Source organism: Cutibacterium sp. LaCa_89 (assembly GCF_058177555.1).
The window spans coordinates 1,110,106-1,127,665 of sequence record NZ_CP190889.1 but is presented as its reverse complement, the minus strand read 5'-3'; the positions used below and the strand labels follow the sequence as shown (position 1 = coordinate 1,127,665).

The following is a 17,560-nucleotide window of genomic DNA, read 5'->3' as shown; positions in this document are numbered from 1 at the left end:
CCAGGTACGACCGTCACGGCAGACCGACGAGGTTGACCGCGGATGAACGAGCGACGACGGTCAGTGGAACGTCCCCGATCTCTTCTCCGTCGGCCATCGCAAACATGTCATCTCCATCGATGTCAACGCGTCGGGCGCGCAGGGTCTCCACGAAGTCGAGATGGGTGAACCGGCCGGCGTACAGCAGGGGCAGGCAGCTGAGCAGTGTCCGGCGGGATACGGCATGGATGATCGTGATGTCGAGCAACCCGTCGACGACGCTGGCCGTCGGACAGACCCTCATCCCGCCACCGAAGTGTCCGCCATTGCCGACGGCGATGAGCATGGCGTCGAGCTCTCGGTCCTGCCCATCGATGCTGATCCGGTAGTGCCTGGGAGTGAACTCGGCCAGGGCTGACAGCGCGACCCAGCCGTAACTCAGCGGGCCGAACTTCGTCGTCATGCGGTTGGTACGTCGGTTGACGATGGCGTCGTACCCGGTGGAGACAACGCATCCCACCCAGCAATGCCCGCCATACACGGCACCTGTGACCTCGGCGAGGTCGATCCGAGTGGGCTGATCAGCCACGATGTGCCTAATCGCATCGTCAACCCTGGAGGGCAGGCCCACCGACGAGGCAAAGTCATTCCCGGTTCCCGATGGCACGATGGCGAGCCGGATCCTGGTCCCTGCGAGATGGTTGAGTCCCAGGTGGACCATGCCGTCTCCGCCCATGACGACGACGCGGTCCCCCTCACCGTCGGTGGCCGCAAACTCAGCCAATGCCTCGTCGGCATTTTGAAAGCTGGTGGTGTGTACGGCATCGACGTCACCGAAGGCCCGCTGCAACTGTGCTGCCACCCAGGGCTGGAGACGATCAGCGCGGCCGCCACCGGCGGCCGGATTGACAAGCAGACGGGTTGTCATGCGGCGCACTCCTGCCGCGACGCAGAGGTGGGCACGGATCAGTCGATCTGAATGTTGAACTCGGATTTGTCGATGCCCAGGTCATCGGTGTTGCGCTTTCGCTCATTGCTGCGGCAGATCCACTCGGCGATGACGTACATCACGCTCAGTGGTACCGCGAGGGCACACATCGAGATCGGGTCACCGGACGGATTGACGAAGGCGCCTAGGCAGAAGAAGCCGAAGATGGACCACTTGCGCGCCGACTTTAACTGCGCAGACGACAACACGTGGACCAGGTTGAGCAGGACCAGCACGACCGGCAACAGGAAGCTCACCCCGAACAGCAGGATGACGCGAATCTCCAGCGCAAGGAAGGCATTCATGTCCAGCAGGTTGGTGATGCCCATGCCGTGGGGAGTGAAGTTCAACATCAGGGCGATGCCCTTGGGCAGCACCCAATATCCCAGCGCGGAGCCGATGAGGAACAACGGAATGGCCGATCCCAGGAATCGCAGCGCCCATTTCTTCTCGTTGACGAGAAGACCAGGGACGATGAAGGCCCAGATCTGGTACAACCAGACAGGACAGGCTGCGATGAGTCCGGCGACGATGGCCACCCTCATGTTCAACACGAACGGGGCGACGACACCGTTGTTGACGACCTGCAAGGAGGCCGTCGGATTCTTTTCCTTGATCGCGGCGCTGGCCTGCTGGTAGGGATACATGACGATCTCGACCAGCGGCCGGTAGAACACGAAGGCCACGGAGCTCGTGATGGCAACCGCGATGAAGGACACGATGATTCGGTAGCGAAGCTCCCGGACATGATCCAGGAGAGACATCGTGCCGCCCTCCCCGGCCTCGGGCGGACGAAATCGGGCAAACCGACGGTGCTCCTCACCGACGGTCTGCCCCACCTCAGCTTGCTCGACCGGAGTATCCGTGGCCATGGGTTGACTCACTCGGTCGGCTTGCTCTGATCCTTGACGACGTCAGCCTCGACGGCCTCGATGTCCTTCTCGGCCTCCTTGTCCTTGCCCTTGTCGAGACCGGCAGTCTCTTCCTTGAACTCACGGATGGCGCGACCGGCACCCTTGCCAACACCGGCGATGCGGGAACCACCGAAGAGAACAAGCGCGAGGACGACGATGATGATGATGGTCATGTCATTCGCGATGAGCAGAGGAGCCATTGAGGCTCTCCTTCCAGACTTGGCTGGCACCCTTCCCGCACCACACAGGAGGGCCGCCAGCTCGACGATCGGCGTTTAGGCTACCACGACGCTCACCGTACATCGGGCCTCATCGACTCCTTACCAGCAGTGGTGTCGAGATCCTCCAGGACGTGAGCCAACTCGTCGAGCCGACTGGTCGTCCGTTCCACGTCGCTCAGCAATGCGACGACCTTGTGCCACAACCAGATCATGCCGACCACGATCTCCACGACAAACAGGACGAATGCGAGGACAAGAACCCACATCCACCACATATCAGGACTCGCCCCCAGCCTCACGCTGTGGCGCCTCAATACCGTTGGCGATGGCGGCCGCGCGTGCCAGCTGAATCGCTGGAGCAGCCGCACGAGGCGGATCTACGGCGAGGACATCGGGGCTCAGACCCACCATGAGCTCGGCGAGCCAGGTCGGTGAGGCGACTGCGAACGTCACCTTCCACACGTCCCCGTCCTTCTCGACGTGACGCACCGGGTGGTATTCGGCGACCCATCCGGCACGCGGGGCCAGGGTCAGTGTCACTTCATCGACGACATCGGAAAACCACTCAAGAGTCTTGGGCGGACGGCCATGATTTGTGGCGTGACCCAACCTCTTGCCTGTCACGATGCGATCCAGACGCCAGGTTCGCCACTGTTTGCGGGCCATCGACCACCCTACGAGGTAACGATGACCGTCACGAACCTCTACCCGGACAGGATCGACGACCTGGGTGTGCGGGGTGGGGTCATCGCCTCGCTTGTGGACGATCTCGATGCGCCACTTGTTGGCGCAGGCTCCGGTGAACCATTCCGAACGCGGATCGTAATCGGCCTCCACGCTGGCTTCGACCGGATCCGGACCGGACTGCGGGCAGACCTGGCGCAACTTCTCGACCGCCGACGCCACGACAGGCCGAACGGTGTCGTCGGCCAGATCGGCGATGACCTGCAGAGCGGCCAGCAGGGACCACGCCTCGTCAGGTGTCAGACGCATGGGGCGTGGCAGGGCGTCGGCATTGGTGATCGTAATGGTGCCGTCGGAGTCGACGGCATCCATGTCGATGTCAATGAGATCGTCCGGCATGCCGCCGGGCAGTCCGACCATCCACAGGATCTTGAGATCCGCGATCACCCGGTCGGTGGTCACTCCGAAGACCCTAGCGACCTCGGTGACGGCGACTCCGGGATGGGAACGCAGATACGGGATGAGCGCGAGCAGTCTGGCGGTGTCAGTACGGGCGGTCATGAGGCATCCTCCTCCAACCGCAGGACGGCCTGAATACGATCGGCGAGCACCGTGCGGGCCTTCTCCGGGGCGAGCAGAATGATCCGTCCACCAGCGCGCAGCACCGCGGTGGCGGCCTCGTCATATCCGCCAAACCCGCCGGTGACGACCTCGTACCCCTCAGGAACGGGTCCATCCCACTCCGCACGAGTCGTCATGACTCCCAGACGCACACCGGGAGCGACGGCCATGGTGACGTCGACCTCCTCGGGCTCCGGCGGTTCGAGGCGATTGAGGTGGGCCTCAATGACCTCAGGTTCGGGACTGGTGACGGTACCGGGCTCCCCCACGGTCGTCACCGCAGAACTGATGCGCGAGAGACGGAACAGTCGCGGCTCGTCGCGGTCCACATCACGTCCAACGAGGTACCAACGTCCCCGGCGCAGAGCCATTCGCCATGGATCGACGGTGCGCTGTTTGCCACCTCGGTACCCGAACCTCACCCGGGACCGGTCGATGGTGGCCCGCCACAGATCAGAGAAGGACGGCGCGTCAGCTCCCGTGACGACCTGCGTGGCAATACCGGCCTCGGTGTCGGGCTCGACACCAGCAGCCCGCAGCTTCACCAGCGCAGAGGTGGAGGACTCGTCAAGAACGGACTCCCGCCACACCCTCGCCGCAGTGGCCAGGGCGTCGGCCTCGGCCTGGGTGAACTGCACGGGAGGTAGCTCGACGTCCGCACGGGGGATGCGGTAACCGACCTCGTCGCCGAAGAAGGTGTCGAGGGTCACGGACTCGACGGTGATGCCGATCCGACGCAGTTCCTCCTTGTCGCGCTCGAAGGAGCGCTGGAAAGCGACCTCGGAGACCCTGCGGTAGTCCTCGATCATGTCGCGCAGCTGGGCACGAGTGAGAGGACGGTCAGTGACCAGGAGAGCGATGACGAGGTTGACCAACCTCTCCGAACGCTGCGCAGCCATCGGCATCCTCCCTTCCAGCGTCACAGCCTACCCATGTGGGCGGGCATGCCCATTCCGTCACAACAATTTTTGCCTACACTGCCGCTCGTGACCGATTTTGCCGCGACCCATTCCTCTTCGCAGCCATCCGCGGCAGCGGGGCGATTCGCCCCGTCCCCCACCTCGACTCTCCACCTGGGGAACCTCCGCACCGCGTTGGCGGCCTGGTTGCTGGCTCGATCCTCGGGACGGCGATTCGTGGTGCGCATCGAGGATCTGGATCAGGCACGGGTGGCCGCCGCCGGAAACATCGCCTCGGCCCAGCTACGGGATCTGGAGATCCTTGGCATCGACTGGGACGGACCAGTGGTCCGGCAGTCGGAGCGTCGTGATCTCTACGCCGACGCCGTCGCGGGCTTGGACACCTACCCCTGTTTCTGCACTCGCAAGGAGATCGCGGCAGCGGCCACCGCCCCCAACGAGGCCGACTGGCGTCCATACCCGGGGACCTGCCGAACCGTGACTGCACCACAGCGCGAGGAACGGGCGACGAAACGTCCTCCCGCCACCCGCCTGGCCAGCCAGGTCGACTCCTTCGAGGCCACCGACCTAGCTCGGGGACATTGCCGAGGACGAGTCGACGATCTCGTTCTGGTGCGTAACGACGGCATCCCCGCATACAACCTCGCGGTGGTCGTCGACGACGGACTGCAGGGGGTGGATCAGGTCGTTCGGGCACGGGACCTGTGGTCATCGGCACCGCGTCAGTCCCACTTGGCCGCACTGCTGGGTTTCGAGGCCCCAACCTATGCGCACACCGGTCTCGTCGCTGCCCCCGGTGGTGAGCGTCTCTCCAAATCGGCGGGAGCAGCAGGACTGACCCGGCTCATGGCTGGGGGGATCGACCGCAACCGCATCATGGCGTGGCTGTGCCGGTCCTTGGGGCTTCCAGAAGTCAGCGACCCGCATGACCTCATCGGGTCCGCGGCTCTGACCCCGCCCTCAGCCCCGGCCGAGGTCATCCCACTGGATCCCGCTTCCCTCGATGGCCCGTTGGGGTGGTGGAGTGACGCCGTCCTCTCCGTGGACGAGTTGTGACAACTGATTCGGCCGGGCCTGTCAGACAGGACCGACCGAATCAATGCCTCAGATCAGTGTCTCAAGACTCCTTCTGAGCCGAGAGAATATCGATGACGTACACCAAGGTCTCGCCCTTCTTCACGGGTGGATTGGTGTTGCCCTCCGGATAGGCATCGGCAGGCGGGACGATGAGCATGACGCGCGAACCGACCGTCTGACCCACCAGGCCCTTCTTCCACCCCGAGATGACCGAGTTCATGGAACCGGTGACGGCCTCGCCGGAGAACCCATCCTCGATGAGCTCCTTCGAGGACCAGGCGTAGGTGCGGTACTTGACGTCAATCGCATCCTTGGCCGTGACCTTCTTGCCATCTCCCTTGGTGAGGGGCTGGATGACAAGCTTCGACGGCTTCTTGGCGTTGCCGATCGTCACGACCGGGGCTCCATGAACCTCCTTGACGGTTGGCAGGCCGGACGCCGGGGTCACTGCCTCGCCCTTGGCCTTGGTGAGCGGCACACCGACGATGTCGACGACGAAGACGAGGGAATCACCCTTCATGATGCCAGCCTGCGGGACACCACCCTGGGAATCGTAGGCGTCAGAACCCGGCATCATGATGAGGACGCGATCGCCCTCATGTTTGCCGGCGAGACCCTTCGCAAATCCTGGGACGACCTGGGACAGCGGGAAGTCCACGGTTGACCCACGCTGGTAGGAGGAGTCGAACACCTTTCCGGTACGCCCGTTGACGCCAACGTAATTCACCTTGACAGTGGCGTTCTTGTTGACCTTCTCGCCGTCGCCCTTCTTGAGCACCTTGGACTGGGTCTTGGCGATGGCCAGCGGCCATGATCCCTCAACCTTGGGTGCCTTGCCGTCCTCGCCGGACACCTTGATCCGATCAAGGTTCGTGACCATGGTCGGCTTCTTGGTCGGAGTGGCCGAGGCCTTCACGCTCGCGGGGGCGGAGGCCGGGGCGCTTGCCGAGGCACTCGGCGACGGCTCGGTGTCGGAGGATGACTTGTTGCAGGAGGCGAGGGCCAGTGACGACACGCACAGTACGGCGGCAAGTGCCGCGGCGCTGACCGGACGATGCTTGTTCGAACTCACCTGCCTGAGATTACCCGAGGGATGCTTCAGCACAATTCCTGCCACTGAAGCGCCTCACAACTCGACGAGGTCGAGAAGCTGCCCCAGCTCCTCGCGCGTGAGCTCGCGCATATCGCCACGTCCCAAACGCCCTAGTCTGACCGGGCCGATCGCCGTCCGGGACAGCCGACGCACCGGGTGGGCAACCGAGTCCATCATGCGGCGCACGATGCGGTTTCGGCCCTCGTGAAGGCTCACCTCGACCAAGGAGTGCTCATCGTTGGCCTGCACGAGTCGCACGGCATCGGGCTTGACCGGACCGTCCTCCAGGGTGATGCCTTTCGTAAGGCGACGAATGACCTTGTCATCGACCCGACCCTCGACGTCAGCCAGGTAAGTCTTGAGAACCTTGTACGACGGGTGGGTCATGCGGTTGGAGAATTCACCATCGTTGGTCAGCAGTATGAGTCCAGAGGTCTCGGTGTCTAGACGACCGACGTGGAACAGACGAATGCCGTGTGGCACTCCCTCGATGTCTGACAGACAGGGGCGCCCTTCTGGATCGTCCATCGTGGACACGACGCCCTGCGGCTTGTTGAGCACATAGTAGACGTGACGTCGGGCAGTAGGTATACGGGACCCGTCGACGCGGATCTCGTCGCGCTCCGGATCAACACGCCGTCCCTGCTCAATGATGAGTTCACCATTGACCTCGACTCGTCCTGCCGCAATCATCTCTTCCGCAGCCCGGCGGGACGCCAGCCCCGCCTGGGCCAGCACCTTCTGAAGCCGGATACCTTGCTCGTCGCTCATGTTCTTCCTCGCGTTGTTCAGTCAGTGGTGAGGAGACGGGCTAGTCGGGAGTCCTGGCCGTTCTCCTCCAGATCGGCCAGGGCCATGGCTACCGATGCGCGCACGATACGGCCACGATCGGCGTTGATTCCCTGGGATCGCAGGGCCAACCTGGCGGTCTCCAGAGCAATGAGTTCCTCGGTGGAGACATAGACGGTGATCTTCTCATCGTGGCGGATCCGCCCGCTACCAGCTCGTTTCCCTCCCGATGCGCTCGGCGGGGACGCCTTGGCAGTTTTCGTCTCCGTGTTCTTAGGGGCCTTCGCACGTTCCGGTTCGTGGTTGCCGACGGTGGGCCGGAAGAGCTCGTTGGCTCCCGGCAGGCTCACTCGACGCGGCATCGGGCCAGAACCTCCTTGGCCAGATCACGATAAGCCTGAGCGCCCGGTGACGAGGAGGCATAGCTGGTGATCGGCTCCCCCGCGACCGTTGTCTCTGGAAACTTGATGGTGCGCTTGATGACGGTGTGGAAGACGACCTCGCCAAAGGCCTGGACGACGCGCTCCATGACTTCCCGAGCATGCAGGGTACGCGGGTCGAACATCGTGCCGAGGATGCCGAGGATTTCCAGATCCGGGTTGAGGCGATCCTGAACCTTCTCGATGGTGTCGGTGAGCAGAGCGATACCACGCAGGGCGAAGAACTCACATTCCAGCGGCATGATGACGTAGTCAGAAGCCGTCAAAGCGTTGATGGTGAGCAGACCCAGCGACGGAGCGCAGTCGATGAGGATCATGTCGTACTCGCCACGGACACGATCGATGACCCGCTTGAGGGTCTGCTCACGAGCCACTTCGCTGACGAGCTGCACCTCCGCCGCCGAAAGGTCGATGTTGGCCGGTAGCAGATCCATACCCTCGGTCTCGGTGGGCTGGATGACGTCATGAACGTCGTCGCGCCGGGACATCAGGAGGGTGTAGATCGATTTCTCCAGGGTGTGTGGATTGACTCCCAGCCCCACCGACAGGGATCCCTGCGGATCGAAGTCGACGAGCAACACCTTGCGGCCATATTCGGCCAGCCCAGCACCCAGGTTGATGGTCGTCGTCGTCTTGCCGACTCCACCCTTCTGGTTGCACATCGAGATGACGGTGGCGTGCTTCGGACCGTCGGGAACCGGCGTCGGTTCGGGAAGGTCGGGAAGCTGGCGTCCGGTCGGACCAACGGAGTTCTCGGCAGCCTCCTGGGCCTCTCGGCCCGGCCCGGGGACACGGAACAGCGGTTCGGGGTCAGTCTCGGACACGTGGTGGCCTTCCTCTCGACGTCACGACAACAATCCATGCTCGCACCAACGATAGTGGGCGAACCCGACAACCTCACCCCATCCTCGAGACTGGCCTCAGAGGGCTCGGGGGTGAGAGGACCGGTACACCTCCCTGAGATGGTCGGCCGTCACCAGGGTGTAGATCTGTGTCGTCGTCACCGAGGAATGCCCCAGGAGTTCCTGCACCACTCGGACATCGGCTCCACCGTCGAGCAGGTGGGTGGCGTAGGAGTGACGCAAGCTGTGCGGTGACAGGTGCTCGACGTCCAGACCCGCGGCTTGGCCTGCGCGACGAATGACGGCCCACGCTGACTGCCGGGACAACCTCCGCCCACGAGTGTTGAGGAGCAGGGCGTGGTCGCCATGTCCGGCCCCGGCCCAGGAGGGACGTCCTCGCACCAGCCATGCGTTCACCGCCTTCGCCGCATAGTTCCCCAGCGGAACGATGCGTTCCTTGTCTCCTTTGCCGACAAGCCTCAAGCCGAGTTCTGGATCGTCCAGGACGGGACGAATGTCGTCGACGTCAAGGGCGCAGATCTCCGAGACACGCGCACCTGTACCATAGAGCAATTCCAGTAACGCCACGTCGCGCAGGCCTTCCACGGTCTCCGTGTCAGGTGCCGCCAGTAGCGCCTCGACCTGATCCATGGACAGGGCCTTGGGAAGTCGACGAGAGCGAGTTCCCGGAGAGATGCCAGCCGTCACATCTGTCGGAGTCTGCCCGGCACCTGCGGCAAACCGATGGAGATTGCGCACCGCAACCACAGATCGGGTGACCGATGCCGGGGCCAGTCCCAGGTCGTCGAGATGGCGGCGGAATTCCTCGACGTCGACGCGGGTGACCTCCGGGAGGGATCGGATCCCGCGCGAGTCGAGGAAGTCCTGATAGCGCGCGAGGTCGCGTCGGTAAGCCTGAACCGTGTTGTCGGACAACCCTCGCTCCACGACGAGGTGACGCAGGTAGTCCTCGACCTGCTCACCGACGGTCGACCTCACTCGGCAAGGGCTCCGTTGATGCCACCGGGGCGCTCACGAATTGGCCACGGCGAATCGGCAGGACGCAGCTGGTCGATCCGGCCAGTGCGACGAGCCAGTTCAAGGGCCATGACCCCGGTCACCAGGGTCGGTGACTGGCACTGTCCGGCGTAGATCGCCTCGACGAGGTCGTCCAGCGGCTCCCAGCCAGCTTTCATCGACACTTCCTCACCCTCCAACACGAAACCTTCGGGACGAGGCGCCTCGTGAAGCCCACGAGCCAGGTAGATCCGCAAGGATTCCTGGCATCCGCCCGGGGTGGTGACGATGTCGACGAGGATGCGCCAGTTATCGGCAGCGAGCATGGCCTCCTCGGCCAGCTCCCGCTGAGCTGCCACCAGGAAGTCCTCGCCGTCGACGTCGAGCAGACCGGCAGGCGGCTCGACGAGAACCATGCGCACCGGATGACGGTACTGCCTCACCACCGCGACGCGGTCCTGGTCATCGAGGGCGATGATGCCCACCGCGCCGGGATGGCTCATGTACTGACGATTGATGTGCTCCCCGGACGGGGTGACGACAGCGTCATCGACGAAGTTGCACACCCGACCGGTGGCCTTCACCTGGTGGTCAACGACCTGCCAGCACTCGTCGCGGTCCCAGCGCTCCTGGCTCACTTGTCGGCCTCCTTCTTGGCTACGTCCTTGGCTGTCTCCTTGGGGGCTTCCTTGGCAGTAGCCTTGGCATGCTCGACAGCAGCGGCGACGAGCCCACGGAACAGCGGGTGGGCGTGCGTCGGGCGCGACTTGAGCTCCGGATGGGCCTGGGTGGCGACGAAGTACGGATGAGCTTCGCGGTCGAGTTCCACGAACTCCGCCAGACCGCCGTCAGGAGAGGTGCCGCTGATCCTCAGACCTACCTGCTCGAGGCGATCTCGGTAGGCGTTGTTGACCTCGTAGCGGTGCCGGTGACGCTCGGAGACCGTCGTCGTGCCATAGAGCTCGGCCACCAGGGAATCCTTGGCGAGCTTGGCGGGGTAGGCCCCCAGGCGCATAGTGCCGCCCAGATCTCCCTTGCCGGAGACGGCGTCGACCTGCTCGGCCATCGTCGCGATGACCGGGTCGGTGGTCTGTGGGTCAAACTCACTGGAGGCAGCGTTCTCGATACCGGCCAGGTCCCGGGCGACCTCGATAACCGCGCACTGCATGCCCAGGCACAGGCCCAGGAAGGGCACCTTGTGCTCGCGGGCGTAGCGAATGGCACCGATCTTGCCCTCGACCCCACGGATGCCGAATCCGCCCGGGACACAGATGGCGTCAGCGTCCTTGAGCTGCTGTGCAGCGCCCTCAGGGGTCACGCAGGAGTCCGAGGCCACCCACACCACGTTGGCCTTGGCCTTGTTGGCAAATCCTCCGGCACGCAGGGCCTCCGTCACCGACAGGTAGGCGTCCGGCAGGTCGATGTACTTGCCGACCAGGGCCACCGTCACCTCGTTGCGCGGCTTGCGGACTCGGTCGAGCAGGTCTTCCCAAGTCGTCCAGTCGACGTCGCGGAAGAACAGGCTGAGTTTCTGCACGACGTAGGCGTCCAAGCCCTCGCGGTGCAGGACCTTGGGGATGAGGTAGATCGACGGGGCATCCGGACAGGACACGACGGCCGGGCCCTCGACGTCACACATGAGGGCGATCTTCGACTTGATGCCCTTGCCCAGCGGGCGCTCGGAACGGCAGACGATGGCGTCGGGCTGGATACCAACCTCCCGCAGGGCTGCCACGGAGTGCTGGGTGGGCTTGGTCTTCATCTCACCGGACGGCTTGATGTAGGGAACCAGGGAGACGTGCAGGAAAAAGACGTTCTCCCGGCCGATCTCGTGACGAACCTGACGGGCAGCCTCGAGGAAGGGCAGAGACTCGATGTCACCCACGGTGCCGCCGATCTCATGGATGACGACGTCGGGGTTACCCTCCTCCATCGCCAACATGCGTTCCTTGATCTCGTTGGTGATGTGAGGAATGACCTGAACCGTGTCGCCCAGGTAGTCACCACGACGTTCCTTGGCGATCACGGCGGAGTAGACCTTGCCGGTGGTGACGTTGGCCTGGCCAGACAGGTTCTCATTGAGGAATCGCTCGTAGTGGCCGATGTCCAGGTCGGTCTCGGCACCGTCCTCGGTGACGAAGACCTCACCATGCTGGAACGGGTTCATCGTTCCCGGATCGACGTTGAGGTAGGGGTCCAGCTTCTGCATCGTGACCTTGAGGCCACGAGCCTTGAGAAGAGACCCGAGGGAGGAGGCCGTGAGCCCCTTTCCCAAGGAGGAGACGACTCCTCCGGTGACGAAAACGTGCTTGCTGGAGTGATTGTCGGTGCCCACGGACCTCCAGCCTAACGGATGGCCCAAGGTCTCGGCCAAAGCGGCCCGGCTGGCGGACAGTCGGCGACGGCCTTGTCAGTCCTGTCCCGCAACCTCGTGCAGCAGGTCATGAGCGTGCTCCAGACCAGACTCCGAGTCGACCATGCCGCTCATCATCCGGGACAACTCGATCTCGCGCTCGGACCCGCCGACCTCTCTCAGACCAGAGCTGGTGACGGCTCCGTCGGAAGCCTTCGTGATGACGACATGGGTGTCGGCGAAGGCGGCGACCTGGGCCAGGTGGGTGACGACGACGACTTGGTGACGACGTGCCAGTTGACGCAGTCGCCGCCCAATCTCGATGCCGACCGCACCTCCGACACCGGAGTCGATCTCGTCGAAGACGAAGGTCTGTGGGGACTGGGTCTGTGCCGCGACGACCTCGAGGGCCAGCCTCACTCGCGACAACTCACCACCTGAGGCCGCCTTGGACAGCGGCGCCGGATCCGCACCTGGGTTGGACGCCAGCATGATCGTCACGGCATCGGCACCTCGCGGCCCCATGGGAGCAGGGTCGACGCGAAACTCCAGCCGAGCGTGTGGCATGGCCAGGGCCGCCAACTCCGGCTTCACCTCGGCAGCCAACCGGACGGCGGTCCGGCGTCGCACAGCACTGATGCGGTCGGCCGATTCCCGCAGCTGGGAGCGCAACTTCTCCACCTCACGTCCCAGGGCATCGAGATCATTGGCAGCGGGATCGAGTTCGGCAAGACGCTGTCGATCCGCGGCGGTGGTCTCCAGCAGATCGTCAAGGGTCGTCGTGCGGGCCCTCAACAAGCGCTGAATCGCCGCCAGCCGTCCCCCCAGTTCTTCGAGACGCTGCGGATCGGACTCGGCGCGGGCGGCATGGCCGGCCACTGATGCGGCCAGGTCTGTCAGGTCGTACGACATCTGGCGAGCGCGCTCAGCCAGTTCGGCAGCTTCCGGATCGACGTCCCCGGTGCCGTCGAGCTCGTGAACTGCCTGTTCCAGGAGGGCCAGCGTTCCCGGTTGAGGCCCGGTGGACGTCTCCAGACCGTTGAGGAGGACATCGGCCCTGCGCAGCGATTCTCGAATCGACTGAGCTGCTTGGAGCCCCGCCATCTCCGCGATGAGGTCGTCGTCCTCATGGGGCTGTGGATCGACGGCGTCGACCTCTCCCACCCGTCGGGACAGCACCTCGCGCTCCATCTCGGCCCCGGCGCGATCCTCATTGAGGCGGTGAAGACGCTGGGAAGCGGTGCGAAATTGCGTCCATAACTGGGAGTGACGCTCCAACTGCGCGGCTAGTTCCTTACCAGCGGCACGGTCCACGACGTCGAGCTGACGCGATGCATCCACGAGGCGAACCTGCTCGGACTGTCCGTGGATCGTCACCTGCTCCCCGACGACCTCCGCCAACTGGTTCGCGGCGACCTGGGCCCCTCCCAGCAGAGCCCGGGAACGACGCGTCGTGATGTGTCGGGCGCAGATGACCTCACCGTCCTCGACGGTTCCGCCCAGGTCATTGATGCGATCAGCGTCAGGAACATCGAGAACGGCCTCGACGACGGCTCGGTCGCGACCATGGCGAACCAGTCCGGTGTCGGCCTTGTCCCCCAGCAGCAGGCCGATGCCGGTGACCACCATCGTCTTGCCGGCGCCCGTCTCGCCGGTCACCGCTGTCAACGCGGAAGAAGGCTCGAAGACAGTCTCGTCAATGACACCCAGCCCGCAAATCCGGACACTGCGAATCACGAGCTCTCCCCCGGATGATTACGTCCGCGCCCCTGGCGCCACCCACTGACCGGAAGCTCAAATTTCTTGACCAGACGGGAGGTGAAGGGTTGTGCGGCCAGGCGGGCAATGCGCAAACGATCGGGGTGACGCACGACGGTGATCCTCTCCCCCGGTCGCACCGTGCAGGAGCGGCGTCCGTCGCACCACAGCACCGCGGATTCCGAACCATCTGGCTGGATGTCGAGGTCGACGCGAGCTGCTGGACTCATGACAAGGGGGCGAGCGAAAAGGGCATGGGCACTGAGCGGCACCATGAGCATGGCATCGAGATCGGGCCACATGACCGGGCCGCCGGCGGAGAAGGCATAGGCGGTGGAGCCGGTCGGGGTGGAGACGAGGATCCCATCACAACTCCAGCGCTGCACGGGCAGTTCGTCGACGGATGCCAGCACGTCGAGCATGCGGCGTCGGGCTGCTTTCTCCAAGGACAACTCATTGACGGCAAACGAATTCCAGCGATGCTGACCGGAATGCTCGGTGACGGCGATCTTGAGGACCAGCCGGTCCTCAACGGTGTATTCGCGCGAACAGACCTTGTTGACCAGGTCAGCCATGTCGGAGCGTTCCAATTCGGCCAGGAATCCGACATGTCCCAGGTTGACGCCGATCATGGGGACGTGCCGAGGGAGGGACCACTCCGCCGCCCTCAGGATCGTACCGTCACCGCCGAAGACGACGACGACCTCAGCCTCGTGGGTGAACTCTCCGAGAGCCTGGACCCGAATTCCGGGCAGCTTCTCCGTCATCGGTTCCACCTGATCGTCGGGAACGGCGCAGCCAATATTCCTGCTATCCATCTCGGCGATGAACTCGGCGGCCGCGTCAAAGGCGTCGTCACGAGTGGCATGGGTGACGACGACAACGTATCTGGAAGGGCTCGTGTCGTTCACGTCACCACAGTAGCGGCCCGGTGTGACCTGTCCGGCCCGCTTTCACCGACCAGACCGTTCCAGCAGGACGAAGTGCTCAACGTTTCCGTCCTGTCCGGGCAAGGGGCTGTCGCACTCGTCGCGCACTGACCAACCCAGTTCTTCAGCCTTGGCGATGACGGTCGCGACGGCTTGAGCGCGCAGCTGCGGGTCGGTGACGACCCCGTGGGCACCAAGGGCCTTGCGCCCGACCTCGAATTGTGGCTTGACCAGTAACAACATGAGGCCGTCCGGGTTCATGACGGCCGAGATCGGTTCCATGATCATGGTCAGGGAGATGAAGGAGACGTCCCCCACGACGAGATCAACGGGTTCGAAGTGGTCGTCGATGGCCAGGTCATCCGGGGTGAGATCGCGCAGGTTGAGTCCCTCGTGGACGACGACCCTCGGGTCTTCGCGCAGCACCGGGGAGAGCTGGTCATGACCGACGTCGACGGCGTGAACGAGTTGAGCTCCCCTCGCCAGGACGACTTGGGTGAACCCACCGGTGGATGCTCCGGCGTCAAGCACCCGGGCGGGCACCTCGACATCGAGAATGTCCAGTGCCCCGATGAGTTTGTGGGACGCCCGGGAGACCCACACCTCTTCCTCTGCCACCAGGTCGTCCGAGGGGCCAACCTTCGCCGCGGGCTTGGTGACGACCATTCCGTTGACGGTCACCCGTCCTTCGCGCACCAATCGGGTGGCCAGGGTGCGTGAACGCGCCAGTTCGGCGTCGACGAGGGCTTGGTCGAGTCTCACGGGGACAGCCTGCCACCTCTCGGTGACCTGGCGCGCCAGGGGTGATACAGCAGGCGTCGTCATTGTGGCTCTCAAAGCGACGAATGGCTACTGCTAGCCGAATAGTTGACGCACCCATGCATCAGGGATGTGCAGTCTCCCACGGTTTCAGCAGATTGTTCCCAATTTGTGAGCTTTTCGTTTCGCAACCTGACCATGCGACGTGCTGAAGGAGTCACTCGTCGTCGCCGAGCCCACGGGCCTTGAGAGCCTCCCCCATCTCCAGGGCATGGCCCACTGCGCCCACGAACATCGGGATGAGGAACCTCCAGCTGGAATGTCTCAGTCCTCTGGCCCTGGTGGCTTCCCTCACCTGTCCGACTGATCCGATGAGATACGGAATTGTGGTCCACATCAGGGCCAAGGTGAGGGCGAACTTCTCAGGTTTGGCTCCCAGCGGGCGCAACGGACCCACCATCGCGACGATGGCGTCCATGAGAGCGCCAGGATCCGTGGTGCACGTGACGAGCCGAGCGATGTAGAGGCAGGCAAGCAGGCCTGCCACATAGATCACTCCTCGCTGCCAGGTGGTGAAGAAGCAGTGATAGGCCAGGATGAGGACGTTCGCGATCCACAATGGCACGCCGATGGACAGCGCAGTGCGGGCGGGCATCCTTGCCACGACCAGGTCGATGCCGACGGCCATGATCAGGCAGCCCGACGAGAACCACCATTGCTTGACGAAGAACGGGGTGACACCTACGACCACCACGAGCAGGTATTTCGACCACACCGGCATCCGGTGGGCCAGGCTGTGAGCAGGACGGTAACCCCCGAGGAAAGCCGAGATGTCAGCCTTCATCGGGACAGCTCCTCGGTCATCATCCGTCGGCGGTACCCGGCAATGACTTTGGCAGGGTCCCCGTCATCGACGACCCTGCCGTCCTCGACAGCCAACACCCGATCGAAGGAGGCCGCCAGCTCCAGGTCGTGGGTGCAACACAGGATCTGCTGATCCAGGCGTTCAAAGGCGTGCCGGACCATTTCTCGGTTACGCAGGTCGAGCAGGGTCGTCGGCTCGTCGGCGAGGATGACCGACGGCTCCACGGCGAGGACGCTCGCCAGGGAGACCAACTGACGCTCTCCCCCGGACAGGGCGTGGACGCTGCGGCCAGCGATGGCCTCCAGTCCCTGGTCGGCAAGGATCTTCAAGGCAGCGTCGTGACGCTCCGCGCGATTGCGGATGCGCTGGCGCAAGGACAGCTCGACGTCAGCGACGGGGGTCGACATGACGAGCTGGCTCATGGGGTTGGTGAAGATGTACCCCACCCGCCGTCTCGCCGCCTTGCCGTCGAACTTGGGATCAATTCCGTCGACGGTGACGGTGCCGCTGGTGGCCGCCATGAGCCCGTTGACGAGCTTGAGCAGGGTTGACTTGCCCGCTCCGTTGGGCCCGACCACCGCCACCCGACGCTCAGGCACGGTGACATTGACCCCGCTGAGGATGGTCACCCGTCGGTGATGGCCCTCGACGTCATACTCATCGACGTCGACGCCGACATCCTTGAACTCAATCACGGCATGAGACGCGGGAAGGCCGTCAGCACCGCTGTGGCGATGAGACAGGCCAAGATCCCCTTGACCAGGTCGAGTCCGACGAAGGCGATATTGGCAGCCAGTGCTGCATTCAGGCTGAGCTTCGCGAAGGCCATCAGCCCGAGGATGCCGCCAAGGTAGACGCACACCAGGTCCACGAGTGCGACGAGAAAGAGCCAGACCGGCAGCATTGACTTGCGCGGGCGTCGACGTAGAACCACAGTCGCCACTGCGCCGGCGACGAATGCTCCCAGCAACCAACCCCACAGGAATCCACCGGTCGGGCCGACGAGAACGCCGACACCACTGGCGCCGCCGCTGAAGACCGGAAGCCCCAGGACACCGACGAGGATGTACAGACCAATGGCGCATCCGCCGCGGACGCTGCCAAGCACCATCGGCGTCAGCATGACGGCAATCATCTGCAGGGCAAAGGGCACTGCCCCCACCATGAAGATCGGCGGAATGACCGCGAGCACCGCGATGAGGGCAGCGAAGACGGCGACGAGTGCCAGGTCGGTGGCCTGGAATCCTCTGCGTGATGACATTGGGTTTTCTCCCATGAAGAGATCGTGCGGCCGCACGAGATGAGCGGCCG

At 64.0% G+C, this 17,560-nt stretch carries 20 protein-coding genes; 1 reads left to right on the top strand and 19 read right to left on the bottom strand.

The annotated features are described in order from the left end of the window. Nucleotides 1-13: 13 nt before the first annotated feature. From ACP8LP_RS05240 to ACP8LP_RS05215, 6 genes are all read right to left on the bottom strand, one after another. Nucleotides 14-907 (bottom strand): diacylglycerol/lipid kinase family protein, encoded by an 894-nt coding sequence (locus ACP8LP_RS05240; RefSeq protein WP_063279477.1) that lies wholly within the window; start codon nucleotides 905-907, stop codon nucleotides 14-16. Nucleotides 908-945: 38 nt separating this feature from the next. Then, on the bottom strand, nucleotides 946-1,839 hold the full coding sequence (gene tatC / locus ACP8LP_RS05235; protein ID WP_004810949.1) for a twin-arginine translocase subunit TatC: 894 nt from the start codon (nucleotides 1,837-1,839) through the stop codon (nucleotides 946-948). 8 nt (nucleotides 1,840-1,847) lie between these two features. Continuing rightward, nucleotides 1,848-2,081 (bottom strand): twin-arginine translocase TatA/TatE family subunit, encoded by a 234-nt coding sequence (locus ACP8LP_RS05230; protein ID WP_004810948.1) that lies wholly within the window; start codon nucleotides 2,079-2,081, stop codon nucleotides 1,848-1,850. Between the two features lie 92 nt (nucleotides 2,082-2,173). Further along, a complete protein-coding gene (locus ACP8LP_RS05225) occupies nucleotides 2,174-2,377 on the bottom strand; it encodes a hypothetical protein (RefSeq protein ID WP_004810945.1) in 204 nt (67 codons plus the stop codon). 1 nt (nucleotide 2,378) lies between these two features. Next, nucleotides 2,379-3,347 carry a WYL domain-containing protein gene (locus tag ACP8LP_RS05220; RefSeq protein ID WP_484483317.1) on the bottom strand — a complete coding sequence of 323 codons (969 nt, stop codon included), beginning with the start codon at nucleotides 3,345-3,347 and terminating at the stop codon, nucleotides 2,379-2,381. Continuing rightward, nucleotides 3,344-4,306 carry a helix-turn-helix transcriptional regulator gene (locus tag ACP8LP_RS05215; RefSeq protein WP_015582539.1) on the bottom strand — a complete coding sequence of 321 codons (963 nt, stop codon included), beginning with the start codon at nucleotides 4,304-4,306 and terminating at the stop codon, nucleotides 3,344-3,346. The genes ACP8LP_RS05220 and ACP8LP_RS05215 overlap by 4 nt, the downstream gene beginning before the upstream one ends. Nucleotides 4,307-4,351: 45 nt before the next feature. Between ACP8LP_RS05215 and gluQRS the strand changes: the two genes are divergently transcribed. Next, nucleotides 4,352-5,383: a tRNA glutamyl-Q(34) synthetase GluQRS gene (gluQRS, locus tag ACP8LP_RS05210; protein ID WP_484483316.1), complete on the top strand. Its 1,032-nt coding sequence runs from the start codon at nucleotides 4,352-4,354 to the stop codon at nucleotides 5,381-5,383. Between the two features lie 61 nt (nucleotides 5,384-5,444). On the opposite strand, the gene ACP8LP_RS05205 is transcribed toward gluQRS, so the two are convergent. From ACP8LP_RS05205 to ACP8LP_RS05145, 13 genes are all read right to left on the bottom strand, one after another. Then, nucleotides 5,445-6,521, bottom strand: coding sequence for an FKBP-type peptidyl-prolyl cis-trans isomerase (locus ACP8LP_RS05205; RefSeq protein WP_484483315.1), 1,077 nt, complete (start codon nucleotides 6,519-6,521; stop codon nucleotides 5,445-5,447). A 9-nt stretch (nucleotides 6,522-6,530) separates the two neighbouring features. Further along, nucleotides 6,531-7,268 (bottom strand): pseudouridine synthase, encoded by a 738-nt coding sequence (locus ACP8LP_RS05200; protein WP_016667813.1) that lies wholly within the window; start codon nucleotides 7,266-7,268, stop codon nucleotides 6,531-6,533. 17 nt (nucleotides 7,269-7,285) lie between these two features. Continuing rightward, complete coding sequence (locus ACP8LP_RS05195; RefSeq protein ID WP_016667814.1) at nucleotides 7,286-7,648, bottom strand: hypothetical protein; 363 nt, start codon at nucleotides 7,646-7,648, stop codon at nucleotides 7,286-7,288. Continuing rightward, the gene (locus ACP8LP_RS05190; RefSeq protein WP_484483314.1) at nucleotides 7,633-8,550 is read right to left on the bottom strand and encodes a ParA family protein; all 918 of its coding nucleotides are present in this window, start codon (nucleotides 8,548-8,550) and stop codon (nucleotides 7,633-7,635) included. Before ACP8LP_RS05190 ends, ACP8LP_RS05195 begins: the two co-directional genes overlap by 16 nt. Before the next feature lie 96 nt (nucleotides 8,551-8,646). Continuing rightward, nucleotides 8,647-9,567 carry a site-specific tyrosine recombinase XerD gene (locus tag ACP8LP_RS05185; RefSeq protein WP_016667816.1) on the bottom strand — a complete coding sequence of 307 codons (921 nt, stop codon included), beginning with the start codon at nucleotides 9,565-9,567 and terminating at the stop codon, nucleotides 8,647-8,649. Beyond that, nucleotides 9,564-10,223, bottom strand: a complete 660-nt coding sequence (locus ACP8LP_RS05180; RefSeq protein ID WP_484483313.1) for an NUDIX domain-containing protein — start codon at nucleotides 10,221-10,223, stop codon at nucleotides 9,564-9,566. The genes ACP8LP_RS05185 and ACP8LP_RS05180 overlap by 4 nt, the downstream gene beginning before the upstream one ends. After that, nucleotides 10,220-11,920 carry a CTP synthase gene (gene pyrG, locus ACP8LP_RS05175; RefSeq protein WP_063279481.1) on the bottom strand — a complete coding sequence of 567 codons (1,701 nt, stop codon included), beginning with the start codon at nucleotides 11,918-11,920 and terminating at the stop codon, nucleotides 10,220-10,222. Before pyrG ends, ACP8LP_RS05180 begins: the two co-directional genes overlap by 4 nt. A gap of 75 nt (nucleotides 11,921-11,995) precedes the next feature. After that, the gene (gene recN / locus ACP8LP_RS05170; protein WP_016667819.1) at nucleotides 11,996-13,675 is read right to left on the bottom strand and encodes a DNA repair protein RecN; all 1,680 of its coding nucleotides are present in this window, start codon (nucleotides 13,673-13,675) and stop codon (nucleotides 11,996-11,998) included. Continuing rightward, nucleotides 13,672-14,607: an NAD kinase gene (locus ACP8LP_RS05165; protein WP_004810924.1), complete on the bottom strand. Its 936-nt coding sequence runs from the start codon at nucleotides 14,605-14,607 to the stop codon at nucleotides 13,672-13,674. Before ACP8LP_RS05165 ends, recN begins: the two co-directional genes overlap by 4 nt. A 42-nt stretch (nucleotides 14,608-14,649) precedes the next feature. Further along, entirely contained in the window at nucleotides 14,650-15,387 is a 738-nt protein-coding gene (locus ACP8LP_RS05160; RefSeq protein WP_484483312.1) for a TlyA family RNA methyltransferase, read from the bottom strand. Nucleotides 15,388-15,601: 214 nt separating this feature from the next. After that, on the bottom strand, nucleotides 15,602-16,228 hold the full coding sequence (locus ACP8LP_RS05155) for an energy-coupling factor transporter transmembrane component T family protein (RefSeq protein ID WP_484483311.1): 627 nt from the start codon (nucleotides 16,226-16,228) through the stop codon (nucleotides 15,602-15,604). Further along, complete coding sequence (locus tag ACP8LP_RS05150; protein ID WP_016667822.1) at nucleotides 16,225-16,944, bottom strand: energy-coupling factor ABC transporter ATP-binding protein; 720 nt, start codon at nucleotides 16,942-16,944, stop codon at nucleotides 16,225-16,227. The genes ACP8LP_RS05155 and ACP8LP_RS05150 overlap by 4 nt, the downstream gene beginning before the upstream one ends. Next, the gene (locus ACP8LP_RS05145; protein WP_484483310.1) at nucleotides 16,941-17,525 is read right to left on the bottom strand and encodes a biotin transporter BioY; all 585 of its coding nucleotides are present in this window, start codon (nucleotides 17,523-17,525) and stop codon (nucleotides 16,941-16,943) included. The genes ACP8LP_RS05150 and ACP8LP_RS05145 overlap by 4 nt, the downstream gene beginning before the upstream one ends. Nucleotides 17,526-17,560: the final 35 nt, after the last annotated feature.